Genomic DNA, 23,371 nt, shown 5'->3' on the forward strand with positions numbered 1-23,371 from the left:
GATCACGGAGCCTAGCGATTGATGTGCAACTCCACACGACGGTTTTTTGCCCGCCCTTCTTCCGTATCATTGTCAGCCACCGGCTGGGTTTCACCCCGTCCTTCGCTGGTGAGTTTGTTCGGCGCCAGCCCCCGGCTCAACAGGTAGGCCGCCACGCTGCTGGCACGACGTTCCGACAGTTTCTGGTTATAGGCGTCCGAACCCTGACTGTCGGTATGGCCGACGACCTTGACGCTCACCACATCGGCACTCTGCAATTTGGGCATCAACGAATCCAGCTCGCTGCGTGCCTCGGGCGTCAGGTCGGATTTGTTGTACGCGAACAACACATTACTGCTCAGCGTGATGACTTCGGATACCGGCGGTTCAGCAGGTTTTACGCTGGCCGGATATTGCGGTAGCGGGCAACCGCGATGATCGACAGGTGTATTGGCAGGCGTATCGGGGCAACGATCGCGCCGATCGAAAACACCGTCACCGTCCTCGTCGCCATCCTGGGCGTAACAGACCAAGCCACCGGTCAAGATACCGAGCGCCGCTCCACCTGCCGCCCAACCGCCACTTTCGATCGCGCCCAGACCGCCGCCAACCAGTCCGCCAATGACACTGCAGATCGGCCAGGTACGTTGATTCAAGGGGGCGGTGCCATCGCTGTGAGTCGCGCAGCCGGTCAGAAGACTGCCAAGCAGTAGAACCGGCAAGACGGTCCTTGTGAGAACGCTCATTGTGAATGCTCCTGTGTCACCGGCCCATACCGGTCACACAGGAGTAAAGACCCGCATCCGCGACTGCACAAGCCGCGGAATACAAGGGGGTTAGCGGTCGATTTTGATTTCCGTACGCCGATTCAGCGCACGGCCTTCAGCGGTTTTGTTATCGGCCACAGGCTGGCTTTCACCTGCACCGGTCACAGACACGAAACTGCTGCGTGGCACGCCTTGGGAAATCAGGTACTCCACCACCGAATGGGCGCGTTTGTCCGACAGTTTCTGGTTGTATTTATCGCTGCCGACGCTGTCGGTATGACCGGTCACGGTCAACCGGGCGCTGGCGGATTCCTGTTTCAGACGCGTGGCGACGGTGTTGAGTACCTCTTTATCGGAAGGGGTGAGCTTGGACGAGTCGAACTGGAAGTGAACATCACGGATAACGATGACTTCTTCCTTGACCACCGCCTTCTCTTCGACCACCGGCGCAGGCGCGGGTGGAGGGCAGCCGTCGGCATCGACTCGCACGCCTCTCGGTGTGTGCGGGCACTTGTCGCGGCTATCCGGCACGCCATCGCCGTCTTCGTCGCCATCGCCATGCACCCAGCAATAAGCCGCTGCCGTGCCGCCGACCAGCAGTGCGCCATACCCCGCCCATGAAGAGCTCTCTGTCGCACCGAGCCCTGCACCGACGACACCACCGACCGCAGCACAGGTCGGCCAGTCGGTTTTCTGCAAACCTGCGCAACCAGTCAACACACTGGTTAGCAGAACCAAAGGTAATGCTGTCCGAACTATGCTCATCTAGTTTTCTCCTGAGGGATCGGCTAATAACCGATTTCAAGGAGTAAAGACCGGACTTTTAATCTCCGCCAGCAATAGGCCATTGCTGTTTTGCCTTATGTTCACGGAAGATCGGCGCTTTTTGCTTAAACACGCTCGACAAGACACGTTAATCTTGGCGTTCTGATTGAGGATCTTCGATGACTGCAAGTATTTCTTCGCGCACGCCCCAGCAGGCGTTGGCCGCATTGCTTGATCGTTACGCCCCGACGCGTCTGTTGCTGATTGGCGCCAGTGAGTTCCCCGCGCTCGAGGCATTCAAACTCGCGCACCCGGATAGCATCGTGGCTTTTGCCGCACCCGGAGCATTGCCGGCCGAACTGGCGGCGCAGCGGTTTGATCTGGCGCTGGTGGTCGATTGCCTCGAACACTTGCCCAAGCGCGACGGCCTGAATCTGCTCGGCGGGATACGCAACCTCAATGCCAGTCGCATTGCGGTGTTGGCCGACTTGCCCGCCAGCGGTTGGCAGGAGACGGATTTTTTCTCCCTGGCCCTGCAAGCCAGCGAACGCTTCCAGCGCGACGATCAAGTGTTGACGTTGTTTACCTACGATCTGCTTGACTACAAACAGGTACCCGACTGGCTCAACTCACGCTTCTGGGCCAATCCGGAAAACTTCGGGAAATACTGGTGGTAACGCAATGAGTACATCCATTTGCCCTTGCGGCAGCGGCACGCTGCTCGATGCCTGCTGCGGTCATTACCATGCCGGCCATCCGGCCCCCAGCGCCGAAGTCCTGATGCGTTCGCGCTACAGCGCCTATGTGCTGGGGCTGGTCGATTATCTGGTAGCGACCACCCTGCCCGCGCAACAGGCCGGCCTGGATCGCCAGTCGATCAGCGACTGGAGCGCTCAGAGCACCTGGCTGGGCCTGGAAGTGGAAGGCGCCGAGGTCTTCGGCGGCCAGCCGGAGCACGCCTTCGTCACCTTCACCGCTCGCTGGCACGACGGCAGCGGCGAACACAGCCACCGCGAACGTTCGTCATTCGTGCAGAACGCCGGCCGCTGGTACTTCATCGACCCTACGGTGCCGCTCAAGGCCGGGCGCAACGATGCGTGCCCGTGCGCCAGCGGGCAGAAGTTCAAGAAGTGCTGCGCGAGTTATTTCGGCGCTTGAGGTGCCCCCTGTAGCAGCTGCCGAAAGCTGCGTTCGGCCGTAGCAACTGCTACAGCGAGGCAGCTGCTACAAAGGGAGAAACACGACCATGATCACTGGACGATTCGCGCTCTATCTGTTCACTTTGCTGCTTCTGTTTTCAGGAGTCGGCGGCTGCGCCTCATGGTTCAGCAACGACTTGCCAGACCCGCAAGTGCATCTGGTCAAGGTCGAGGTGGTCCGGGCCAAGTTGCTGGAGCAGAAATTCCTGCTGCATTTTCGCGTCGACAACCCCAATGACGAAGACCTGACGGTGCGCGCCCTGGAATATCGCATTCATCTGGGGGACGTCCTGCTGACCGAAGGCGAGCACGAACATTGGTTCACCGTCGGCCCCAAGCACAGTGCCTACTTCAAGGTGCCGATCCGAACCAACCTGTGGCCCAGGGTTCGGGATGTGGTGAAACTGCTGAAAAAACCCGAGCAACCGATTCCCTATCGTCTGGAAGGCACACTTGAAACCGGTTTATTCATCGCGCACTACGTGCACCTGGCGCGCAATGGCGTGATAATCGCCGCCGATTTAATTCCGGAGTGACCCCGATGACCCAGCAACCCCACGTCCATGGCCCTGACTGCAACCACGATCATGACCATCACGACCACCATGATCACGACCATGGCCATGTCCACGGCCCAAACTGCGGCCACGCCCACCAGGAACCGGTGCGCAACGCCCTGAAAGACGTCGGTCGCAACGACCCTTGCCCCTGCGGCAACGGCAAGAAATTCAAGAAGTGCCACGGGGCTTGAGGATTCGGGCGAATAACTTCTTCGCCTGTTGAATCGCCAATCCCTGTAGGAGCGAGGCTTGCCCGCGAAAAGGGCGCCACGATCAATCAGAAAAACCGCGTCATCGTTCTTCGCGGGCAAGCCTCGCTCCTACAAGTTGATCTGCACCCCAAAAGTTGGACACCAATCCTAATTTTGGGGTCAGTTCAAGGTTTCAGTCGATCATGAGAATGCTCGCGGCGCTAACGACCGTCGCATATTCCCCATGCAGATTCCCCAGCGACATCGCATGCACTTCTTCAGCTGAATGGGCATTGCCGAAAAAGTCCGCCTTGTCGAAGGTAAAGCACGCATCCTCCACAACCCACGCCTCAAACCCCAGATTCCCAGCCGTTCGCGCCGTGGATTCCACCGAGTTGTGCGTCGCCACGCCAACGATGATCAACTGATCGATCCCCGCCTCGCGCAAACTCGCTTCCAGCCCGGTCGAGCAAAACGCATCCGGCACTTGTTTCTGTATCAGCCACTCACCGATCGATGGCTGGAAGCGCTCCTGAAACTCCACCCCCGATTGCTGCGGCCAGAACACCGAATCCACAGAGCGGGACAGGTGCTGCACATGAATCACCGGCCGCCCGGTGCGACGCCAATGCCCCAATAACTCCAGGATGCGCTCTTCGGCCTGAGGGTTGTTTCGACGGCCCAACTTGGGATGCAGGATGCCTTTTTGTTGATCGATGATGATCAGCGCCGCGTTTGTCTTAAGTTCCATGCCGACTTTTCCCATGCGAGGCTATTGAATTTGCCGCACTTCAGCATCGCCTCTTGCTACCGGCAAGCCATCAAACGCAAACAGGACAACCTGATGCCGGCGATCACCGAAAAGAAATAACCCAGCCGCCGCTTGCGCGTCCACCTCCTGCTCACTAACGTAGCGCCTTCGTCGCGTCACTACCCCCGCAGGAGCTTTGCCATGGCCTCGCCAGCCCTTACACATTTTCTTCCCCGGTTCGGCGTTGCCGCAGCAGTGGCCGGTGTTTTGAGCCTGACCGGTTGTCAGACCTGGAATGCCCAGGACACCCTCCCGCCCACCTCTGGCGTGCAAGCGCTGAAGGGCCTGGCGCAAAACGTTTCAGTCCGCCGCAATGCCATGGGCATGCCGCTGATCGAGAGCAACAGCTTCCACGATGCGCTGTTCACCCTCGGCTACGTGCACGCCAGCGACCGCATCAGCCAAATGGTCACTCTGCGCCTGCTGGCCCAGGGCCGACTGGCGGAGATGTCCGGCGCGGACCTGCTCGATGCCGACCGCTACATGCGTGCGGTCAACCTGAAGAAAAGCGCGGATGAGCTGTATAAGGCCTCGTCGCCACGCCTCAAGCGTTTCTTCGAAGTCTATGCCCGCGGGGTCAACGCCTATCTGTTCCGCTACCGCGACAAGCTGCCGGCGGACCTCGCGGCCACCGGCTACAAGCCTGAGTACTGGAAACCGGAAGATTCGGCGCTGATGTTCTGCCTGCTGAACTTCAGCCAATCGGCGAACCTGCCGGAAGAAATTTCCTCGCTGATGCTGGCCCAGACCGTCAGCACCGACAAACTGGCGTGGCTGACCCCGTCCGCTCCCGACGAAAAACTGCCGGTGGCTGAAGCTGAAAAACTTCAGGGCATCAAACTCACCGGGCAAATCCCGGGGCTGAGCGAAATCAGCAAAGCCACTGGTCAACTGTCGGATCTGAATCTGCTGGGCGCTACCTCCTCGAACAACTGGGCGATCGCCCCGCAACGCAGCCGCAGCGGTAAGAGCCTGCTGGCCAGCGACAGCCACGGACCGCTGGGCGTCCCGTCGTTGTTCAGTTACGTGCAGATTCGCGCGCCGAAATACCAGGCCTCCGGCATAACCATTGCCGGGTTACCGATGGTGCTCGCTGGTTTCAACGGCAAAGTGGCGTGGAGCATGACCACGGTCATGGGCGACAACCAGGACGTGTTCCTGGAAAAAATCAAACGCCAGGGCAATGGCCTTTCCTACGAAGTGGGCGGCAAATGGCAGCCGGCGATCGTGCGCAACGAAACCTATTTCGTCAAAGGCCAGCGGCCGATTCGCGAAGCCGTGTACGAAACCCGCCACGGGCCACTGCTCAACAGCGCCCAAGGCATGGCGCTGGCGAATGGTTTCGGCCTGGCCCTGCAAGCGCCGGACTTCACTGACGACAAAACCCTGGATGCGTTTTTCGACCTGTCCCGGGCACAAAGCACCGAGAGAGCATCGGACGCCAGCCGTGAAATCCGCGCCATCGCCCTGAATCTGGTGTTTGCCGATGCCAGCAATATCGGCTGGCAAGTCACCGGTCGCTACCCGAATCGTCGCGAAGGCGAAGGCTTGCTGCCGTCGCCGGGCTGGGAAGGTCGCTACGACTGGGACGGTTACGCCGACCCGATGCTCCATCCGTATGACCAGGACCCGGCGCAGGGCTGGCTCGGCACCGCCAACCAGCGGGTCATTCCCCATGGCTACGGCATGCAGCTGTCCAATTCCTGGGCGGCGCCGGAGCGTGGCGAACGCATGGCCGAACTGGCGGGCGTGGGCAAACACGACACCCGCAGCCTGATCGCCATGCAATACGACCAGACCACCACTTTCGCCGCCAAACTGAAGAAGATGTTTGAAGCGCCGGGCATGTCCCAGCCGCTCAAACAGGCCATCGAAGCGTTGCCGGTGGCCGATCGCGGCAAGGCTCGCGAGGCGTATACCCGCTTGATGGCCTTCGACGGCAAACTCAGCCCGACTTCCGCCGACGCGGCGATTTACGAGTTGTTCCTGCAGGAAAGCACCAAACAGATTTTCCTCGACGAACTGGGCCCGGAAAGCAGCCCGGCGTGGAAAGCCTTTATCGCCAACGGCAAATTATCCTACGCCGCCCAGGCCGATCACCTGCTTGGGCGTGAGGACAGTCCGTTCTGGGATGACGTGCGCACCACACAGAAAGAAGACAAACCGGCGATCCTGGCCCGTAGCCTGGCGGCGGCGATCAGCGCGGGTGACAGCCAGTTGGGCGGCGATCACAAAGCCTGGCAGTGGGGCAAACTGCACCGCTACGAGTGGAAAAACGCCAGCGGCCAGACCGTGCGCGGCCCGCTGGCGGCCGGCGGCGATCACACCACGCTCAACACCGCCTCGTTCGCCTGGGGTCAGGACTTCAACACCACGCAGGCCCCGGCCATGCGCTTTATTGTCGATTTCGGCCAGGCCGAACCGCTGATGGGTCAGAACGCTACCGGCCAATCCGGCAACCCGGCCAGCCCGCACTATCTCGACAGCGTCGATCCATGGCTCAAGGGTCAATACATGAGCTTGCCGATGCAGCCGCAGAACTTTGACAAGGTGTATGGCAAGACGCGGTTGACGCTGACGCCTGGCAAGTAACAAAGATCGCAGCCTGCGGCAGCGCCTACAGGGCATTCGCCCCCATCTGTAAGCGCTGCCGCAGGCTGCGATCTTTTGTTTTTAATCTCTGTAAAAATAAATAGAACTTCTCGTTTCGGGCAAACCTCCTAGCTAACAGGCCTCTCCATTCTGGTAACAATATGGACCTTGTTATCGCACGTCCTGAAGGTTTGTACTGCCCGCCCGGGGATTTCTATATCGACCCGTGGCGCCCCGTCGAACGTTCAGTCATCACCCACGCTCATAGCGACCATGCTCGCCGTGGTAATCAACATTATCTGGCTGCGGCCCCGGGTGCGGGCATTCTGCGCGCGCAGCTGGGCCAGCACATCAACCTGCAAACGCTGCCTTATGGCGAGCAATTGCTGCACCATGGCGTAAAACTGAGTTTTCACCCCGCAGGCCACATGCTCGGCTCAGCCCAGGTGCGGTTGGAATGCGGCGGTGAGGTCTGGGTCGCCTCCGGTGATTACAAAACAGAGCCCGACGGCACCTGTACACCGTTCGAACCGGTGCGCTGTCACACCTTCATCACAGAATCGACGTTCGGCCTGCCGATTTACCGCTGGCAACCCCAGGCGCAGATCCTTGCCGAGATCAATCAGTGGTGGCGGGCCAACGCCGCAGTCGATAAAACCAGCGTGCTGCTCTGCCATGCCTTCGGCAAGGCTCAGCGGATTCTTCATGGCCTCGATACCAGCCTGGGTCCGATCCTGGTGCATGGCGCGGTTGAACCGATCAATCAGTTTTATCGTCAGAGCGGCATTCATTTACCGCCAACGATTTATGCCAGCGAAGTAAAAAAGCAGGATCCGATGATACGCAAAGCTCTGGTCCTCGCGCCGCCTGCAACGGGTACCAGCAATTGGGTACGGCGCTTCGGCGACTACAGCGATGCCCTCGCCAGCGGTTGGATGCGTTTGCGCGGCACGCAGCGGCGGCATGGCGTGGATCGTGGTTTCGTGCTGTCCGATCACGCCGATTGGCCCGGCCTGCTCTGGGCCATCGAACAGTCCGGAGCCGAGCAGGTGAAGGTCACCCATGGATCGATCGGAGTGCTGGTGCGGCATCTGCGTGAACAGGGCCTCGATGCCATGGGATTGCGCACCGAATACGGCGACGATGAGAACAATGCAGCCTTCGAACCCGAGAGCGCCGAGGTGCAGGCATGAAAGCCTTCGCCGAGCTGTATGCCGAACTCGATGCCACCACCTCAAGCAACGCCAAACTGGCGGCGATGCAGCATTACTTTGCCCAGGCCACGCCCGAAGATGCCGCCTGGGCGGTGTATTTGCTGGCCGGCGGGAGGTCTCGGCAATGGGTGCCGGTACGGGTGCTGCGCGACATGGCAATCGCGTGTTCCGGGCTCTCGCCCTGGTTGTTCGAGGAAAGCTACCAGGCGGTGGGTGATCTGGCGGAAACCATTTCGCTGGTGCTGCCCGAAACGCCTCACACGTCTACCGACAGACTGACGGTGTGGATTGAAGACAAACTGTTGCCGCTGCGCAGCGCGCCCCCGCGGATCCTCGCCGAACGTCTGCCCGCGCTGTGGGCGCAACTGGATCGCCAGGGCCTGATGCTGTGCATCAAACTGATCACCGGCAGTTTCCGTGTCGGTGTCTCCAAATCGCTGGTCACCCGCGCCGTGGCAGCTATGGCCGGGCTCGACGGCAAACACGTGGCCCAGCGGCTGGTGGGTTACACCGCCCCGTCGCACCGCCCGAACGCCGCCAGTTACCTGAAGCTGATTGCCCCCGAAGCACCCGATGAACACGCCCAACGGGATGGCCAGCCCTACCCGTTTTTCCTTGCCCATGCGTTGTCGCAACCGGTTGAGCAGTTCGAAGTCCTGCTCGGCCCGGCCAGCCAATGGCAAGCGGAGTGGAAATGGGACGGCATCCGCGCCCAGGTGGTCAAGCGCGATGGGCACTTGTGGGTCTGGTCGCGAGGCGAAGAACTGGTAACCGAACGGTTCCCCGAACTGGGCAGCCTGGTTCACGACTTGCCCGACGGCACGGTGCTCGACGGTGAAATCGTCGCCTGGAAAACCGCGCCCTCGGGCTCTGGGAACGCTTCTGACCGGCAATCGCCAACATCGCTGGCGGTGGCGCCTTTCGCCCTGCTACAAAAACGCAGCAGCCGTAACACGCTGGACAAGAAAATCCTCCATGAGGTGCCCGTGGTCCTCCAGGCCTTTGACCTGCTGGAATGGCAGGGCCAGGATTTGCGCAACCAGACTCAGGCCGTGCGCCGCGCTCAGTTGGAAAACCTCGTCACCGCCTGCGCAAACCCGGTGTTACGTGCCTCGCCCATGTTGATCGGCGAAGACTGGTTCGACCTCGCCCGCCAACGAGAAGCGTCTCGCAAACTGGGGGTCGAAGGCATGATGCTCAAGGCCCGCGATGCGCATTATGGCGTCGGGCGGAATAAAGACACGGGCGTGTGGTGGAAATGGAAAGTCGACCCGTTCAGTGTCGATGCAGTGCTGATCCATGCCCAGCAGGGTCATGGCCGCCAGGCCAGTCTCTACACTGATTACACTTTCGCCGTGTGGGACGGCCCACCCTATGCCCGCGAGCGGACACTGGTGCCTTTCGCCAAGGCCTACTCCGGGTTGACCAACGAAGAAATCCGCCAGATCGACAGCATCGTACGCAAGACCACGATTGAAAAATCCGGACCGGTGATCCGTGTGCAACCGAGCCTGGTGTTTGAGCTGGGATTCGAGAGCATTGCCCCGTCGAAACGACACCCGAGCGGGATTGCGGTGCGGTTTCCGCGGATATTGCGCTGGCGGCAGGACAAGTCGGTGGAAGAAGCTGACAGCCTGGCGACGTTGCAGGATTTACTGGCTTGACCCGACTCTTGTGGCCCTGCCTTTGTAGCAGCTGGCGAAGCCTGCGTTCGGCTGCGCAGCAGTCGTGAATCCAGCTGATGCGGTCCGCCTGACTCACCGCAAGTTCTGATTTTTCGACTGCAGCGCAGCCGAACGCAGCCTCGCAGGCTCGACAGCTGCTACATAAATAGCATCAAGATTTAATGGGTATCAGCTTCCCTGTGCACCATCCAGACGCAAGAATCTGGCAATGCCCGTTTTCGTGCACAAATCGAACTTTGCCATTTCTTGTATCACCTTTTAAAACGCTTGTTCGGGACTCTGGTTCGGAAATTGCTACTTTTAATAGGTCTTACGCTTTTCAGTAACAGTACTTCTGCGCCACAAGCGCTCATATTGGTTCTTAGGGATTGAATAATGAAAAAAGCATTGCTGACCCTTTCTGCACTGGCGTTGTGCATGGCTGCCGGCTCCGCGCTGGCAAAGGAATACAAAGAATTGCGTTTTGGCGTTGACCCTTCCTACGCGCCGTTCGAGTCCAAAGCAGCCGACGGCAGCCTGGTGGGCTTCGACATCGACCTGGGCAATGCAATCTGTGCCGAGCTGAAGGTTAAGTGCAAATGGGTCGAAAGCGATTTCGACGGCATGATTCCGGGCCTCAAAGCCAATAAATTCGACGGTGTGATCTCTTCGATGACCGTTACTCCGGCCCGCGAAAAAGTCATCGACTTCTCCAGCGAGCTGTTCTCCGGCCCTACCGCCTACGTGTTCAAGAAAGGCTCCGGCCTGAGCGCAGACGTCGCCTCATTGAAGGGCAAAACCGTCGGTTATGAGCAAGGCACCATTCAGGAAGCCTATGCCAAAGCCGTGCTGGACAAGGCCGGCGTGAAAACCCAGGCCTACGCCAACCAGGATCAGGTGTATTCCGACCTGACTTCCGGTCGTCTCGACGCCGCGATCCAGGACATGCTGCAAGCTGAACTTGGCTTCATCAAATCGCCAAAAGGCGCCGATTACGAAGTCAGCAAGCCCGTCGACAGCGAATTGCTGCCGGCCAAAACAGCAGTCGGTATCTCGAAAGGTAACAAAGAGCTGAAAGCACTTCTGGATAAAGGTATCAAAGCGTTACACGACGATGGCACCTACGCCACCATTCAGAAGAAACACTTTGGCGATCTGAATCTGTACAGCGGCAAATAATGCCCGGCGCCCATCTCGCGGTGGGCGCTTTTTTCATCCGATCAGGTTGCTGATTTATGTTCGAAAACCTATTACAACACTTGGGGCTCTCTGCCTTCAGCCTTCAGGGTTTCGGTCCGTTGCTGATGGAAGGCACCTGGATGACCATCAAATTATCGGTGATGTCGCTGTTGGTGGCCGTGTTGCTCGGCCTGCTGGGCGCCAGTGCCAAGCTGTCAAAAGTCAAACTGCTGCGGATACCGGCCCAGTGCTACACCACGCTGATTCGCGGGGTACCGGACCTGGTGCTGATGCTGCTGATCTTCTACAGCCTGCAAACCTGGCTGACCTCGTTTACCGACTTCATGGAATGGGAATACATCGAGATCAACCCATTCAGCGCCGGGGTCATCACCCTGGGCTTCATTTATGGCGCGTACTTCACCGAAACGTTCCGCGGGGCGATCCTTGCCGTGCCACGGGGCCAGGTCGAAGCCGCCACCGCCTATGGCCTCAAACGCGGCCAGCGTTTTCGATTCGTGGTGTTCCCGCAAATGATGCGCTTCGCCCTGCCGGGCATCGGCAACAACTGGATGGTGATGCTCAAGGCCACCGCGCTGGTCTCGATCATCGGCCTCGCCGACTTGGTCAAGGCTGCGCAGGATGCCGGTAAAAGCACCTATCAACTGTTCTACTTCCTGGTGCTGGCCGCATTGATCTACTTGCTGATCACCAGTGCCTCCAACGTTGTCCTGCGCTGGCTCGAACGTCGCTACGCCGCCGGTGCCCGGGAGGCAGTACGATGATCGAACTCTTGCAGGAATACTGGAAACCCTTCCTTTATACCGACGGCTACAACATCACCGGCCTGGCCATGACCATGTGGCTGCTCAGTGCGTCGATCTGCATCGGTTTTCTGGTGTCGATCCCGCTGTCCATCGCCAGGGTTTCGTCCAGGTTCTACATCCGCTGGCCAGTGCAGTTTTACGTCTACCTGTTCCGGGGTACACCGCTCTACATCCAACTGCTGATTTGCTACACCGGCATCTACAGTCTGGCGGCCGTGCGTGCCCAGCCGGTTCTCGATGCGTTTTTTCGCGACGCGATGAACTGCACGATCCTGGCCTTCGCCCTGAACACCTGCGCCTACACCACGGAAATCTTCGCCGGGGCGATTCGCAGCCTGGCTCACGGTGAAGTCGAAGCGGCCAAGGCCTACGGTCTGTCAGGCTGGAAGCTCTATGCCTACGTGATCATGCCGTCGGCACTGCGTCGCTCGTTGCCTTATTACAGCAACGAAGTGATCCTGATGCTGCACTCGACCACCGTAGCGTTCACCGCGACCATCCCGGATGTCCTGAAAGTTGCTCGCGACGCGAACTCTGCGACCTTTCTGACGTTCCAGTCGTTCGGCATCGCCGCGCTGATCTACCTGACCGTTACCTTTGCGCTGGTCGGCCTGTTCCGCCTCGCCGAACGCCGATGGCTGGCCTTCCTCGGGCCGACTCACTAGGACAATTCGTACATGCGCCACCAGATTCATGACCTGCTGGCCCCACTGCCGGGGACCGTGCGACAGATCCACAGCTTTCACTTCGGCCCCCAGGCGGCCAAAGGCAAGATCTACATCCAGTCCTCCCTGCATGCCGATGAATTACCCGGCATGCTGGTGGCCTGGCACCTCAAGCAGCGTCTGGCGGAGCTGGAAGCCGCCGGCCGGCTGCGCAGCGAAATCGTTCTGGTGCCCGTGGCCAACCCGGTCGGCCTGGAACAAGTGTTGATGGACGTTCCACTGGGCCGTTACGAGCTGGAAAGCGGGCAGAACTTCAATCGCTGGTTCATCGACTTGAGTGAAGAAGTCGGCAATGAGATCGAAGGCCTGCTGGGCGACAATCCACAACGCAACCTCGAACTGATCCGCAGCAGCCTGCGCAACGTATTGGCGCGCCAGACCGCCGGCACGCAACTGCAATCCCAACGCCTGACCCTGCAACGGCTGGCTTGCGATGCGGACATGGTGCTGGACCTGCATTGCGATTTCGAAGCCGTCGCGCACCTCTACACCACGCCCGAGGCCTGGCCTCAGGTCGAGCCTCTGGCGCGTTACATCGGTGCCGAAGCCAGCCTGCTGGCCACCGACTCTGGTGGCCAGTCGTTCGATGAATGCTTCACCCTGCTCTGGTGGCAGTTGAAAGAACGCTTCGGCGAGCATTTCGATATTCCGCCGGGCAGCTTTTCGGTCACCGTCGAGTTACGCGGCCAGGGCGACGTCAATCACCCGTTGGCCAGCCTCGATTGCCAGGCGTTGATCGATTATCTGATTCACTTCGGCGCGATTGCCGGTGAGCCGGCGCCCTTACCGGAACTGCCCTACCCGGCCACGCCGCTGGCCGGCGTCGAGCCGGTAGCGACACCCGTGGGCGGACTGCTGGTGTTTACCGCCCTGCCCGGGGAATACCTGGAGGCCGGGCAACTGATCGCCGAAGTCATCGACCCGATCAATGATCGCGTCACCCCTGTTCATTGCACCGTCGCCGGGCTGATGTACGCCCGTTCGCTGCGGCGCATGGCCACTGCCGGCATGGTAATCGCCCACGTCGCGGGCACCGAAGCCTATCGCAGCGGCTACCTACTTTCGCCTTGAGGATGCATGCCCCATGTACAAACTGACCATCGAAGGCCTGCATAAAAGCTATGGCGATCATCAGGTGCTCAAAGGCGTTTCGCTCAAGGCCAAAACCGGCGACGTCATCAGCCTGATCGGCGCCAGCGGCTCGGGCAAAAGCACCTTTTTACGCTGCATCAACTTTCTCGAACAGCCCAACGACGGCACCATGAGCCTGGACGGCCAGAACATCAGCATGGTCAAGGACCGTCACGGCATCCATGTGGCCGACCCGCATGAACTGCAACGGATCCGCACCCGCCTGGCCATGGTGTTCCAGCACTTCAACCTGTGGAGCCACATGACGGTGCTGGAAAACATCACCATGGCCCCGCGGCGGGTGCTCGGTTGCAGCAAGGCAGAAGCCGAAGACCGTGCCCGACGTTACCTCGACAAGGTTGGCCTGGCGGCGCGTGTGGCGGATCAGTACCCGGCGTTCCTGTCGGGCGGCCAGCAACAACGGGTAGCCATTGCCCGCGCACTGGCCATGGAACCGGAAGTCATGCTGTTCGACGAACCAACCTCGGCACTCGACCCGGAACTGGTAGGCGAAGTACTCAAGGTAATTCAGGGCCTGGCCGAGGAAGGCCGGACCATGATCATGGTCACCCATGAAATGAGCTTCGCCCGCAAAGTGTCGAGCCAGGTGCTGTTCCTGCATCAGGGGCTGGTGGAAGAAGAAGGCGCGCCGGAAGACGTGCTGGGCAATCCGAAGAGTGAGCGGTTGAAGCAGTTTTTGAGCGGCAACCTCAAGTAAAACGCCACCTTCCCGTGGGAGCGAGCGATGCTCGCCCCCACAAAAGCGGGTATCAGACCACAGGCGCGGGAGGTGGCTCATCCGGCAGGGTGGGCTCTCCAGGTTCTGTCGGATCTTCATTGGGGCTGTCGGGATCAGGCTGATGGGGGATGCCCCCTGCCATGCTGACTGGCGGATGCGCCAACAAGGACCAGGCCAGCACGCCAACCTGATTGGGCTCGAGCCTTGCCAGTTCGGCACTTATTCGCGGATCGATCTTCATGAAGCACTCCTGAGCGATGGCCCGATCCGCCTTGCGCGAATCGGAGCAGTACACCCCATAGAGTGTACGCCCGCCCAGGAATTCCAACGGTTTGTCAGACGGTTGACTCAGGTACGCGGCAGGGTCACGCCACGTTGGCCCTGATACTTGCCGCCACGGTCCTTGTAGGACACTTCACATTCCTCGTCGGACTCGAGGAACAGCATCTGCGCCACGCCTTCGTTGGCGTAGATCTTCGCCGGCAGGTTGGTGGTGTTCGAGAACTCCAGGGTCACATGGCCTTCCCACTCGGGCTCGAGCGGGGTCACGTTGACGATGATGCCGCAGCGGGCGTAGGTGCTCTTGCCCAGACAGATGGTCAATACGTTGCGCGGAATGCGGAAGTATTCGACGGTACTGGCCAGGGCGAAGGAGTTTGGCGGGATGATGCACACGTCGCTGTGGATGTCGACGAAGCTGCCAGCGTCGAAGTTTTTCGGATCGACGATGGCCGAATTGATGTTGGTGAACACCTTGAAATGATTGGTGCAACGCACATCGTAGCCGTAGCTCGACACACCATAGGAGATCACACGACTGTCGTCACTGCCGCGCACCTGACGCTCCACGAAGGGCTCGATCATGCCGTGCTCTTGCGCCATGCGGCGAATCCACTTGTCCGATTTGATGCTCATGGCGGGAGTCCTGAATAGCGAGGTGGAAAAATTCTGTCCGGCATCTTACCGGGCAGTCGCTCGGGTTCAAAGTCCGGGAGACAATTCTCGCCGTTTCCCCGTGAATTCCGGGGCCTCACCGCCATGTTATTAACCGTCAGTCATTAAAAAAGAGAAACCTTCGCAAGAACCATTGGCACGTTCCGGAAAAAGGGTTAAGGTGGCGCCACTGTGCTGCTTGTGTCACTGAGAATCTCTACACGATATGTTGAATTTCGATCCAACCATCTACAAGAATTTTTCCTGCTCTTTGCACTCAGTCTCGGCCAGGGTTCTTCCTGAGTCGCAGTTATCTTTGTTCAAGGAGTTACACCATGTCTAATCGCCAAACCGGTACCGTTAAGTGGTTCAACGATGAAAAAGGCTTCGGCTTCATCACTCCACAATCCGGTGACGACCTGTTCGTTCACTTCAAAGCTATCCAATCCGACGGCTTCAAAAGCCTGAAAGAAGGCCAACAGGTTTCTTTCATCGCTACCCGCGGTCAGAAAGGCATGCAAGCTGAAGAAGTTCAAGTTATCTAACTTGTACTTGCTTTAGTAAAAGGCCCCGCCCTTAAAAGCGGGGCTTTTTTGTGCCTGTGTGTTTTGTGTGGCAACAAAAAATCGCAGCCTTCGGCGGCGCCCACAAGTGCGGAGCTGCCGAAAGCTGCGATCTTTTGATCTTCGAGCGTGTTACCAGGCCACGCCAAACCCTGCGGTATATCGGGTCTTGTTCAGGTCCGCATTGTCAGTACCACTGATGATGTCTTTCTCGGCCTTCAGGTTCAGCGACGCCCAGTCGGTGACTTTGTAGCGCAGGCCGGCCTCGGTATCGAGTGCGTAATCGGCGACACCCGACAGCGGCTTGCCCACTTCGCCTTTGGTGAAGAACTCGACCTTCTTGCCAATCAGGTAGCGGTTGTAGTCCCACTTCACGGCCAGGGAATAGAAGTTTTGCTTTCCGCCATCGGAAAATTCGTAGTCCGTACGGTTGAGGAGCGAGCCCAGGGAGAAGGCACCCAGTTCGTCATCCCAGAATTGATAACCAGGGCCGGTACCGACGGTGCGCTGACGGGAGAGCTCTTCGACCTTGTCGCGCTTGTAATTCAAACGCCCCTGCCAGAACCACTTCTCGGTGAGGAAGCGGTCGAGAGAATACTCGGCACGCCAGTTATCAGTGGTAACCACGTCATCCTGAAACTCGCGGTTGTACTCACCTTCCGCCGTATGACGCCACCGACCGTGACGCGCGGTGGTTTTGAAGCCGACGTCGTAATCATCGGTATCTTTTTCTGCACGCTGATAATCCAGCGCCAGGTCGACGTTACCTTTAAACACCAAATCCTCGACCACCGGTTTGGGCTTGAGGATCTGCTGAATACTGGCCAGTTCCACGGTCTTGGGCGTCTCGCCATTGGCCAGCGTGACCTTGCCGTCCTCTGCCGCGTGCAGCGACTTGGCCTTTTCGCCGGTGTAGGCATCCTGCTTGACCAGCAATTGCTGATCGCTTTCCAGGGTTTTGACCTCTTTCCAGTCAATCGGGACCGCACCGGCATACGCGGTCTGGATCAACAGCTTGCCGCCATCGAAGAGGGTGATCTTGCCGCTCAGCTTGTCACCGTTCTTCAACCAGACCGTATCGGCGAGCAAGGGAGTGGAAGCACTGACGACAGCGAGGCACAGCAAGGTTCTGGACAACATAAGCGAATCAAAGGCTCAACTTTGCGAAAAAAAGTCGGCATTATTCTTGGAAATAAGGCCCTGGCAAGGACTGACCCGACTATTTCTATTGAGTTCATTTCTCAACTGACAATCAAGGATTTACTCTACAGACGGTCAATGCGCATTTTTTTCAGGAACCCCGGACGTGACCGACTCAACCGCTGAAACCGAAAGCGCGGCGCAAATCCGACGCACGGCGCTCTACTTGACCCTGGCACAAGTGCCCGAGGGCAAAGTCGTGAGTTACGGTCAGCTCGCCGAGCTGGCGGGACTGGGTCGCGCCGCCCGCTGGGTCGGGCGAACATTGAGCCAACTGCCCGGTGACACTAAATTGCCCTGGCATCGTGTGCTGGGTGCCGGTGGTCGGATCAGTCTGCCCGCAGGCAGCCCTTCGGGAGATGAACAGCGGGCCCGATTGCGCATGGAAGGCATCAGTGTTCTGAACAATCGTGTGGATATTCAGCGCCATGGCTGGCGCCCGGTAGAGCACAGCGGTTAGAGTGCGCGCTTTGTTTCCGTAATTCTTGAGGCAGACTCCAGCCCATGCCCCGTAAAACCTGGCGCGCCGCGCTCGCCGCCTATGCCAGCCCCTCGACGCTCGTGCTGTTGCTGCTTGGTTTCGCCGCCGGCCTGCCCTACATGCTGGTGTTTTCGACGCTTTCAGTCTGGCTGCGCGAGGCCGGTGTTGCCCGCGAAACCATCGGCTATGCAAGCCTGATCGGCCTGGCCTACGCCTTTAAATGGGTCTGGTCCCCGCTGCTCGACCAATGGCGCCTGCCACTGCTCGGCAAACTTGGCCGACGACGCTCCTGGCTGGTGCTGGCTCAGGCACTGGTGATCCTCGGCCTGATCGGCATGGGTTTCTGCGACCCGCAAAAACACCTGTCCTGGCTGATCGCCATCGCGGTGGTAGTCGCCTTTGCTTCGGCAACGCAAGACATTGCCATCGACGCCTATCGCCTGGAAATCGTCGACGATACCCGCCAGGCTGCACTGGCGGCCAGCTACATGGCCGGTTATCGGGTCGCGGCCCTGCTGGCAACGGCGGGTGCGCTGTTTTTTGCCGAAGGCTTCGGCTCCACCGGTTTCAACTACAAACATGCGGCGTGGACTGGCACCTATCTGCTGTTCGGCATCTTGATGATCCCGGCGCTGCTGACCTCCCTCTTCATGCGCGAACCGCCGGTGCCACTGCGCACTCAGCTTCAAGCCGGACGCTACAGCTTCGTGCACCAGCTGGCGTCGGTGTTCGTGCTGATCGTACTGCTGGTGTCCGTACCGGCCATGTTCACCCAGTTCTACAACACCGACTTCGCCAGCGTACTGTTCAACGGTGTCAGCCTGCTCGACCTGTTGCTCGAAGACCGCGCATTCCTGCGGGCAATCCTCTATACCACGCTCACCGCCCTGTGCTTGTCGGCCATGGGCCGCCGTGGCCTGGCGCCGGTGCTGACACCGGTCAACGACTTCATTCTGCGTTACCGCTGGCAAGCCCTGTTGCTGCTCGGGCTGATCGCCACCTACCGGATGTCCGACACGGTCATGGGTGTGATGGCCAACGTGTTCTACATCGACCAAGGGTTCACCAAGGATCAGATCGCCAGCGTCAGCAAGATTTTCGGCCTGATCATGACGCTGGTCGGCGCCGGCATGGGCGGCCTGCTCATCGTGCGCTTCGGCATTCTGCCCATTCTGTTCATCGGCGGTGCCGCATCGGCGGCCACTAACCTGCTGTTCCTGATGCTCACGGACATGGGCGCCAATCTGCAGATGCTGATCGTCACCATTTCCCTGGACAACTTCAGCTCGGGCCTGGCGACTTCGGCGTTCGTCGCTTACCTGTCGAGCCTGACCAACCTCAAATTCTCCGCGACCCAGTACGCCCTGCTCAGCTCGATCATGCTCTTGTTGCCGCGCCTGATCGGCGGCTATTCAGGGGTCATGGTGGAAAAATTCGGCTACCACAACTTCTTCCTGATCACTGCCCTGCTGGGCGTTCCGACGCTGCTGTTGATCGCCTTGCACTGGTTCCAGGAAAACCGCCGTGCCGGTCCGACCCCGACGCCTGAACCGGCTCAGACCCCGGTCACGGAAGAATCGCAGCCTCTTTGATACAGGTCGCAGAGGGCGAGCAGATTCTCGCCCTCCAGCCACACAGCCGGCCGCACGCCTGTACGCCAGCAGATCTCGCCCGTACAATGCCCCATTACTTCTCGTTATCAGCAACCGACAACGGCCAACCATGCGCACCAGTCAATTTTTGCTCGCCACACAGAAAGAAACGCCTTCCGACGCGGTCGTCATCAGCCATCAGCTGATGCTGCGCGCCGGCATGATCCGCAAACTCGCCTCGGGCCTGTACACCTGGCTGCCGATGGGCTTGCGAGTGATGCGCAAGGTCGAAGCCATCGTGCGTGAAGAAATGAACGCCGCCGGTTCTCTCGAAGTGTTGATGCCGAGCACTCAACCGGCTGAGCTGTGGCAGGAATCGGGTCGCTGGGAAGAATACGGCCCTGAATTGCTGCGCTTCAAGGATCGCCACGGTCGCGACTTCTGCGCCGGCCCGACTCACGAAGAGGTCATCACCGACCTGATGCGCAACGAGTTGAGCAGCTACAAACAGCTGCCGATCAACCTGTATCAGATCCAGACCAAATTCCGTGACGAAATCCGCCCACGCTTCGGTTTGATGCGTGGCCGCGAATTCATCATGAAGGACGCCTACTCGTTCCACGCCGACCAGGCATCGCTGCAGGTCACCTACGACCGCATGCACCAGGCGTACTGCAACGTGTTCACCCGCCTGGGCCTGAAATTCCGTCCGGTTGAAGCCGACAACGGCTCCATCGGTGGCGCCGGTTCCCACGAGTTCCACGTGCTGGCTGAATCCGGCGAAGACGACATCGTCTTCAGCAACGGTTCCGACTACGCCGCGAACATCGAGAAAGCCGAAGCCGTACCGCGGGAAACCTCTCGCCCGCTGCCTGCCGAAGAGCTGCGCCTGGTCGACACGCCGAACGCCAAGACCATTGCGCAACTGGTCGAAGGCTTCGACCTGCCGATCGAAAAAACCATCAAGACCCTGGTGGTGCACGCTGAAGAGAAAGGCAAGCTGATTGCCCTGATCATCCGTGGCGACCACGAACTGAACGAAATCAAGGCCGCCAACCAGCCTGGCGTTGCCAGCCCGCTGGTCATGGCTTCCGAAGCCGAACTGCGCGACGCCATTGGCGCCGGTGCCGGTTCCCTCGGCCCGCTGAACCTGCCGCTGCCGATCATCATCGACCGTTCCGTCGAGCTGATGAGCGACTTCGGCATTGGTGCCAACATCGACGACAAGCACTACTTTGGCGTGAACTGGGAGCGCGATCTGCCGGTTCCGACCGTTGCCGACCTGCGCAACGTTGTCGCTGGCGACCCGAGCCCTGACGGCAAAGGCACCCTGGAAATCAAGCGCGGCATCGAAGTCGGGCACATCTTCCAGCTGGGCAACAAGTACAGCAAAGCGATGAAGTGCGAAGTGCTGGGCGAGAACGGTAAACCGGTGACCCTGGAAATGGGCTGCTACGGCATTGGTGTATCCCGCGTAGTAGCTGCCGCCATCGAACAGAACAACGACGAGAACGGGATCATCTGGAGCGATGCTCTGGCCCCGTTCCAGATTGCTCTGGTACCGCTGCGCTACGAAACCGAACAGGTTCGCGAAGCCACCGACAAGCTCTACGCAGAACTGACTGCCGCCGGCTTCGACGTGCTGCTGGACGACCGCGACAAGAAAACCAGCCCGGGCATCAAGTTCGCGGACATGGAGCTGATCGGCATTCCACACCGGATCGTGGTCAGTGACCGCGGCCTCGCCGACGGCAATCTGGAATACAAGAGCCGCACCGAAGCCGAGGCGCAAGCGCTGCCGGTTGCTGACGTGCTGTCTTTCCTCCAGGCCCGTATCCGCCGCTGACACCAGATAGAGACGTCATGTTCAAGCGAAACACCTTAGGCCTCGGTGGTGCCGCCCTGTGCGGCACCCTGTTGGTCAGCGGCTGTGCCAATCACATGTCACAACGCAGCGAACACGAGGAGCGGGTCGAGCGGAAGTTGCTCGATCACAGCCTGCAGATCGATGTCGGCGAACCCAAAGTGCTGGAGCTGCCGCAACGCCGGGTGAAAATCCACGAGCAGAAGACCTTCGAAGTCACCGAATTCGAAGTCACACGCCACTATGACCGTTACACGCCTTACCAACCCTGGAGGGAGATCTATGAGATCCCGCTGGGGGCGGTGGCCGTAGTGGCCGGCGTCGGTGCGAACGTGGTCAACGTGTTCGCCCTCGGTAATCTGCCGGACAGCGTGACGAAGGATTGGCTCAGCTATGGTTTTGCCGGGCTCAACCCGTTCATGAACGTGCAGTCTCACGGTCGCGCGCAGCAGAACCTGGCGGGCATCGACGAAGTCCAGCGTGACAAGCGCACGGAATACTCGAGCCTGCCCTGGAGCGAGCGTCCGGTGCAGGTCAAGGCCGGCAAGGACACGTTCGAGCTGAACACCGACCGCAACGGTGTGTTGCGCCTGAACCTGCTGGACAGCCCGTTCGCCGAACATGACCTCAATCATCTGGGCAAGCTGCAGATCAGTGTCGAGGACAACAAGGACGATGTGCACACCGACTCGTCCCTGGCGATCAGCAACAACTTGCGCGGCAAGCTGCTCGAAGCGCATGAGCTGATTTACGACGACCTCGAAGACGACGAAGTGAGCCAGTGGGTGCACCGGGTCAAACGTCTGTCGGAACTGGGTCTGGAAGAAGAGGCCAGCGAACTGGAACAGAGCCTGATCGAACTGACCCGCAACGATCCCGAGTTGCAGGCTGAGTTCCTCAAGTCACTGACCAAGGATGCCGGGCGACTGGTGGCGGATCCGGGGGCGAATTAAGCCCCATTAAAAGATCGCAGCCTTCGGCAGCGCCCACAGGCGCGTAGGAGCTGCCGAAGGCTGCGATCTTTTGCTTTTAAATCTCACCGATCAAACAACTCCAACTGCTCAAACCCGCCCCGCAAATCTTCCAGCCTCACCCCAATCCCCAACAACCGCACCGGTTTCCCGCCGCGATTGAAGGCCTGGGTCAGCAACAGCTGATAACTCCCCAGATCCCGCCCTGCCCCGGCCTGCTCCAACGTAGTCTGGGTAAAATCGTGGAATTTCACTTTGACGAACGGCTTGCCCGGACGATAACTGCTGTCGATCCGCGCCATGCGGCCATTCAGGGACTCCAGCAATTCGGGCAACTTATCCAGGCAACTCACCAGATCCGGCAGGTCCACGTCATAGGTGTTTTCAACGCTGATCGACTGCCGACGACTGTCGTTGTGCACCAACCGCTCATCGATCCCACGGGCCAGGCTCCAGAGTCGCTCGCCGAAGCTGCCGAATTCACGCACCAACGCCAATTTGTTCCACTCGCGTAATTGCGCGCAATCGACGATGCCGAGCTTGCCCAGTTTGTCAGCGGTCACTTTGCCAACACCGTGCAACTTGCTCACCGGCAAGCCGCTGACAAAGTCTTCCACCTGATCAGGCGTGATCACGAACAAGCCATTGGGCTTCTTCCAGTCGCTGGCGATCTTGGCAAGAAACTTGTTCGGCGCCACGCCGGCCGACACGGTGATGTGCAACTGATTGGACACCCGGCGACGAATGTCCTGGGCGATTCGCGTGGCGCTGCCGCCAAAATGCGCACTGTCCGACACGTCGAGATACGCCTCGTCCAGGGACAGCGGCTCGATCAGGTCGGTGTAATCGCGAAAGATCGTATGAATTTCCTTCGACGCTTCTCTATAGGCTTCCATGCGCGGCTTGACGATGGTCAGGTCCGGACACAGTTTCAAGGCATGTCCGGAAGACATGGCCGAGCGCACGCCATACGCCCGCGCTTCATAGTTACAGGTAGCAATCACCCCACGCCGATCCGCCGAGCCGCCCACCGCCAAAGGCTTACCAGCCAGGCGCGGGTCGTCACGCATCTCGATGGCGGCGTAGAAGCAGTCACAATCGACGTGGATGATTTTTCGCTGCGTCATATAAAAGCGGTGTTCATGGCGAAGAAATGAAGTATCGGCGTGTCGTACCGGCAGTATCTCACTGACACCTGTATATAGCACCAGTAGTCTGAATCTTCTTTTCAAGCGGTAGGAAAAGTACTGGAGGAATTTATTTTCTCAATCGAAAGCCACCTACCGATAGAGCCGAAAGCCTTGCCCTGCCTGCGTTTCAGCCCGATCCACACCCCACTTTTTCACCTAAGCGATTGAACAGGAACAGATTTTACCGAGATTGAAGGTTGACAGCCCGGCGATCCTCTGTAGAATGCCGACACA

The 23,371-nt window shown here is 59.3% G+C and carries 24 protein-coding genes; 17 read left to right on the plus strand and 7 right to left on the minus strand.

Annotated elements, in window-relative coordinates; translation table 11 throughout:
- Positions 1-11: 11 nt before the first annotated feature.
- Positions 12-725, minus strand: a complete 714-nt coding sequence (locus LOY36_RS22190; RefSeq protein ID WP_258671003.1) for an OmpA family protein — start codon at positions 723-725, stop codon at positions 12-14.
- Between the two features lie 90 nt (positions 726-815).
- Positions 816-1,511: an OmpA family protein gene (locus LOY36_RS22195; protein ID WP_258671004.1), complete on the minus strand. Its 696-nt coding sequence runs from the start codon at positions 1,509-1,511 to the stop codon at positions 816-818.
- Between the two features lie 179 nt (positions 1,512-1,690).
- Here LOY36_RS22195 and LOY36_RS22200 point away from each other — a divergent pair, with 179 nt between their 5' ends.
- From LOY36_RS22200 to LOY36_RS22215, 4 genes are all read left to right on the plus strand, one after another.
- Positions 1,691-2,188 carry a DUF6231 family protein gene (locus tag LOY36_RS22200; RefSeq protein WP_018926922.1) on the plus strand — a complete coding sequence of 166 codons (498 nt, stop codon included), beginning with the start codon at positions 1,691-1,693 and terminating at the stop codon, positions 2,186-2,188.
- Positions 2,189-2,192: 4 nt separating this feature from the next.
- A complete protein-coding gene (locus tag LOY36_RS22205) occupies positions 2,193-2,669 on the plus strand; it encodes a YchJ family protein (protein ID WP_018926923.1) in 477 nt (158 codons plus the stop codon).
- A gap of 88 nt (positions 2,670-2,757) precedes the next feature.
- Positions 2,758-3,246 carry an LEA type 2 family protein gene (locus LOY36_RS22210; protein WP_064619955.1) on the plus strand — a complete coding sequence of 163 codons (489 nt, stop codon included), beginning with the start codon at positions 2,758-2,760 and terminating at the stop codon, positions 3,244-3,246.
- Between the two features lie 5 nt (positions 3,247-3,251).
- The gene (locus LOY36_RS22215; protein WP_007906737.1) at positions 3,252-3,461 is read left to right on the plus strand and encodes an SEC-C metal-binding domain-containing protein; all 210 of its coding nucleotides are present in this window, start codon (positions 3,252-3,254) and stop codon (positions 3,459-3,461) included.
- A 193-nt stretch (positions 3,462-3,654) separates the two neighbouring features.
- Here LOY36_RS22215 and LOY36_RS22220 read toward each other — a convergent pair whose 3' ends face one another.
- The gene (locus LOY36_RS22220) at positions 3,655-4,212 is read right to left on the minus strand and encodes a cysteine hydrolase family protein (protein WP_258671006.1); all 558 of its coding nucleotides are present in this window, start codon (positions 4,210-4,212) and stop codon (positions 3,655-3,657) included.
- A gap of 201 nt (positions 4,213-4,413) precedes the next feature.
- Between LOY36_RS22220 and LOY36_RS22225 the strand changes: the two genes are divergently transcribed.
- The 8 genes from LOY36_RS22225 to LOY36_RS22260 all read left to right on the plus strand — a co-directional run bounded on the left by LOY36_RS22225 (position 4,414) and on the right by LOY36_RS22260 (position 14,322).
- Complete coding sequence (locus LOY36_RS22225; RefSeq protein ID WP_258671007.1) at positions 4,414-6,864, plus strand: penicillin acylase family protein; 2,451 nt, start codon at positions 4,414-4,416, stop codon at positions 6,862-6,864.
- A 161-nt stretch (positions 6,865-7,025) separates the two neighbouring features.
- A complete protein-coding gene (locus LOY36_RS22230; RefSeq protein WP_258671009.1) occupies positions 7,026-8,057 on the plus strand; it encodes a ligase-associated DNA damage response exonuclease in 1,032 nt (343 codons plus the stop codon).
- Positions 8,054-9,742 (plus strand): ATP-dependent DNA ligase, encoded by a 1,689-nt coding sequence (locus LOY36_RS22235; RefSeq protein ID WP_258671011.1) that lies wholly within the window; start codon positions 8,054-8,056, stop codon positions 9,740-9,742. The genes LOY36_RS22230 and LOY36_RS22235 overlap by 4 nt, the downstream gene beginning before the upstream one ends.
- 396 nt (positions 9,743-10,138) lie before the next feature.
- Positions 10,139-10,921 (plus strand): transporter substrate-binding domain-containing protein, encoded by a 783-nt coding sequence (locus tag LOY36_RS22240; protein WP_019580963.1) that lies wholly within the window; start codon positions 10,139-10,141, stop codon positions 10,919-10,921.
- A gap of 56 nt (positions 10,922-10,977) precedes the next feature.
- Positions 10,978-11,706, plus strand: coding sequence for an ABC transporter permease (locus LOY36_RS22245; RefSeq protein ID WP_019647866.1), 729 nt, complete (start codon positions 10,978-10,980; stop codon positions 11,704-11,706).
- On the plus strand, positions 11,703-12,413 hold the full coding sequence (locus tag LOY36_RS22250; protein WP_258671012.1) for an ABC transporter permease: 711 nt from the start codon (positions 11,703-11,705) through the stop codon (positions 12,411-12,413). The genes LOY36_RS22245 and LOY36_RS22250 overlap by 4 nt, the downstream gene beginning before the upstream one ends.
- Positions 12,414-12,425: 12 nt before the next feature.
- Positions 12,426-13,544, plus strand: coding sequence for a succinylglutamate desuccinylase/aspartoacylase family protein (locus tag LOY36_RS22255; RefSeq protein WP_258671013.1), 1,119 nt, complete (start codon positions 12,426-12,428; stop codon positions 13,542-13,544).
- Between the two features lie 13 nt (positions 13,545-13,557).
- On the plus strand, positions 13,558-14,322 hold the full coding sequence (locus LOY36_RS22260) for an ABC transporter ATP-binding protein (protein ID WP_258671014.1): 765 nt from the start codon (positions 13,558-13,560) through the stop codon (positions 14,320-14,322).
- A gap of 52 nt (positions 14,323-14,374) precedes the next feature.
- Here LOY36_RS22260 and LOY36_RS22265 read toward each other — a convergent pair whose 3' ends face one another.
- Together LOY36_RS22265 and dcd are read right to left on the minus strand one after the other, a co-directional pair.
- On the minus strand, positions 14,375-14,584 hold the full coding sequence (locus LOY36_RS22265) for a hypothetical protein (protein ID WP_019647862.1): 210 nt from the start codon (positions 14,582-14,584) through the stop codon (positions 14,375-14,377).
- A 107-nt stretch (positions 14,585-14,691) separates the two neighbouring features.
- Positions 14,692-15,258 carry a dCTP deaminase gene (gene dcd / locus LOY36_RS22270; protein ID WP_007904652.1) on the minus strand — a complete coding sequence of 189 codons (567 nt, stop codon included), beginning with the start codon at positions 15,256-15,258 and terminating at the stop codon, positions 14,692-14,694.
- A gap of 353 nt (positions 15,259-15,611) precedes the next feature.
- Here dcd and LOY36_RS22275 point away from each other — a divergent pair, with 353 nt between their 5' ends.
- Complete coding sequence (locus LOY36_RS22275) at positions 15,612-15,821, plus strand: cold-shock protein (RefSeq protein WP_002554837.1); 210 nt, start codon at positions 15,612-15,614, stop codon at positions 15,819-15,821.
- 150 nt (positions 15,822-15,971) lie between these two features.
- Here the strand turns inward: LOY36_RS22275 and LOY36_RS22280 are convergent, their stop codons facing one another.
- Positions 15,972-16,979, minus strand: coding sequence for a DUF481 domain-containing protein (locus LOY36_RS22280; protein ID WP_258671015.1), 1,008 nt, complete (start codon positions 16,977-16,979; stop codon positions 15,972-15,974).
- A 166-nt stretch (positions 16,980-17,145) separates the two neighbouring features.
- Between LOY36_RS22280 and LOY36_RS22285 the strand changes: the two genes are divergently transcribed.
- The 4 genes from LOY36_RS22285 (at position 17,146) to LOY36_RS22300 (ending at position 21,929) form a co-directional block, all read left to right on the plus strand.
- On the plus strand, positions 17,146-17,499 hold the full coding sequence (locus tag LOY36_RS22285; RefSeq protein ID WP_018926938.1) for an MGMT family protein: 354 nt from the start codon (positions 17,146-17,148) through the stop codon (positions 17,497-17,499).
- Positions 17,500-17,543: 44 nt separating this feature from the next.
- Positions 17,544-19,112 carry an AmpG family muropeptide MFS transporter gene (locus LOY36_RS22290; protein WP_096479615.1) on the plus strand — a complete coding sequence of 523 codons (1,569 nt, stop codon included), beginning with the start codon at positions 17,544-17,546 and terminating at the stop codon, positions 19,110-19,112.
- A gap of 130 nt (positions 19,113-19,242) precedes the next feature.
- Positions 19,243-20,958, plus strand: a complete 1,716-nt coding sequence (locus tag LOY36_RS22295) for a proline--tRNA ligase (RefSeq protein ID WP_258671016.1) — start codon at positions 19,243-19,245, stop codon at positions 20,956-20,958.
- Between the two features lie 17 nt (positions 20,959-20,975).
- Complete coding sequence (locus LOY36_RS22300; RefSeq protein ID WP_019647858.1) at positions 20,976-21,929, plus strand: hypothetical protein; 954 nt, start codon at positions 20,976-20,978, stop codon at positions 21,927-21,929.
- An 83-nt stretch (positions 21,930-22,012) separates the two neighbouring features.
- Here the strand turns inward: LOY36_RS22300 and dinB are convergent, their stop codons facing one another.
- Complete coding sequence (dinB, locus tag LOY36_RS22305; RefSeq protein ID WP_258671017.1) at positions 22,013-23,074, minus strand: DNA polymerase IV; 1,062 nt, start codon at positions 23,072-23,074, stop codon at positions 22,013-22,015.
- Between the last annotated feature and the right edge of the window lie 297 nt (positions 23,075-23,371).

Origin of the sequence: Pseudomonas sp. B21-019, assembly GCF_024749225.1 — a bacterium.
Lineage (GTDB): Bacteria > Pseudomonadota > Gammaproteobacteria > Pseudomonadales > Pseudomonadaceae > Aquipseudomonas.

Bases quoted from the DNA above. Each gene is read 5' to 3' on its own strand.
- LOY36_RS22275 (WP_002554837.1), top strand. From the start codon at position 15,612: ATGTCTAATCGCCAAACCGGTACCGTTAAGTGGTTCAACGATGAAAAA.
- LOY36_RS22245 (WP_019647866.1), top strand. From the start codon at position 10,978: ATGTTCGAAAACCTATTACAACACTTGGGGCTCTCTGCCTTCAGCCTT.
- LOY36_RS22235 (WP_258671011.1), top strand. From the start codon at position 8,054: ATGAAAGCCTTCGCCGAGCTGTATGCCGAACTCGATGCCACCACCTCA.
- LOY36_RS22280 (WP_258671015.1), bottom strand. From the start codon at position 16,979: ATGTTGTCCAGAACCTTGCTGTGCCTCGCTGTCGTCAGTGCTTCCACT.
- LOY36_RS22200 (WP_018926922.1), top strand. From the start codon at position 1,691: ATGACTGCAAGTATTTCTTCGCGCACGCCCCAGCAGGCGTTGGCCGCA.
- LOY36_RS22260 (WP_258671014.1), top strand. From the start codon at position 13,558: ATGTACAAACTGACCATCGAAGGCCTGCATAAAAGCTATGGCGATCAT.
- LOY36_RS22195 (WP_258671004.1), bottom strand. From the start codon at position 1,511: ATGAGCATAGTTCGGACAGCATTACCTTTGGTTCTGCTAACCAGTGTG.
- LOY36_RS22210 (WP_064619955.1), top strand. From the start codon at position 2,758: ATGATCACTGGACGATTCGCGCTCTATCTGTTCACTTTGCTGCTTCTG.
- LOY36_RS22230 (WP_258671009.1), top strand. From the start codon at position 7,026: ATGGACCTTGTTATCGCACGTCCTGAAGGTTTGTACTGCCCGCCCGGG.
- LOY36_RS22265 (WP_019647862.1), bottom strand. From the start codon at position 14,584: ATGAAGATCGATCCGCGAATAAGTGCCGAACTGGCAAGGCTCGAGCCC.
- dinB (WP_258671017.1), bottom strand. From the start codon at position 23,074: ATGACGCAGCGAAAAATCATCCACGTCGATTGTGACTGCTTCTACGCC.
- LOY36_RS22250 (WP_258671012.1), top strand. From the start codon at position 11,703: ATGATCGAACTCTTGCAGGAATACTGGAAACCCTTCCTTTATACCGAC.
- LOY36_RS22220 (WP_258671006.1), bottom strand. From the start codon at position 4,212: ATGGAACTTAAGACAAACGCGGCGCTGATCATCATCGATCAACAAAAA.
- LOY36_RS22205 (WP_018926923.1), top strand. From the start codon at position 2,193: ATGAGTACATCCATTTGCCCTTGCGGCAGCGGCACGCTGCTCGATGCC.
- LOY36_RS22225 (WP_258671007.1), top strand. From the start codon at position 4,414: ATGGCCTCGCCAGCCCTTACACATTTTCTTCCCCGGTTCGGCGTTGCC.
- LOY36_RS22190 (WP_258671003.1), bottom strand. From the start codon at position 725: ATGAGCGTTCTCACAAGGACCGTCTTGCCGGTTCTACTGCTTGGCAGT.
- LOY36_RS22290 (WP_096479615.1), top strand. From the start codon at position 17,544: ATGCCCCGTAAAACCTGGCGCGCCGCGCTCGCCGCCTATGCCAGCCCC.
- LOY36_RS22240 (WP_019580963.1), top strand. From the start codon at position 10,139: ATGAAAAAAGCATTGCTGACCCTTTCTGCACTGGCGTTGTGCATGGCT.
- LOY36_RS22295 (WP_258671016.1), top strand. From the start codon at position 19,243: ATGCGCACCAGTCAATTTTTGCTCGCCACACAGAAAGAAACGCCTTCC.
- LOY36_RS22300 (WP_019647858.1), top strand. From the start codon at position 20,976: ATGTTCAAGCGAAACACCTTAGGCCTCGGTGGTGCCGCCCTGTGCGGC.
- LOY36_RS22215 (WP_007906737.1), top strand. From the start codon at position 3,252: ATGACCCAGCAACCCCACGTCCATGGCCCTGACTGCAACCACGATCAT.
- dcd (WP_007904652.1), bottom strand. From the start codon at position 15,258: ATGAGCATCAAATCGGACAAGTGGATTCGCCGCATGGCGCAAGAGCAC.
- LOY36_RS22255 (WP_258671013.1), top strand. From the start codon at position 12,426: ATGCGCCACCAGATTCATGACCTGCTGGCCCCACTGCCGGGGACCGTG.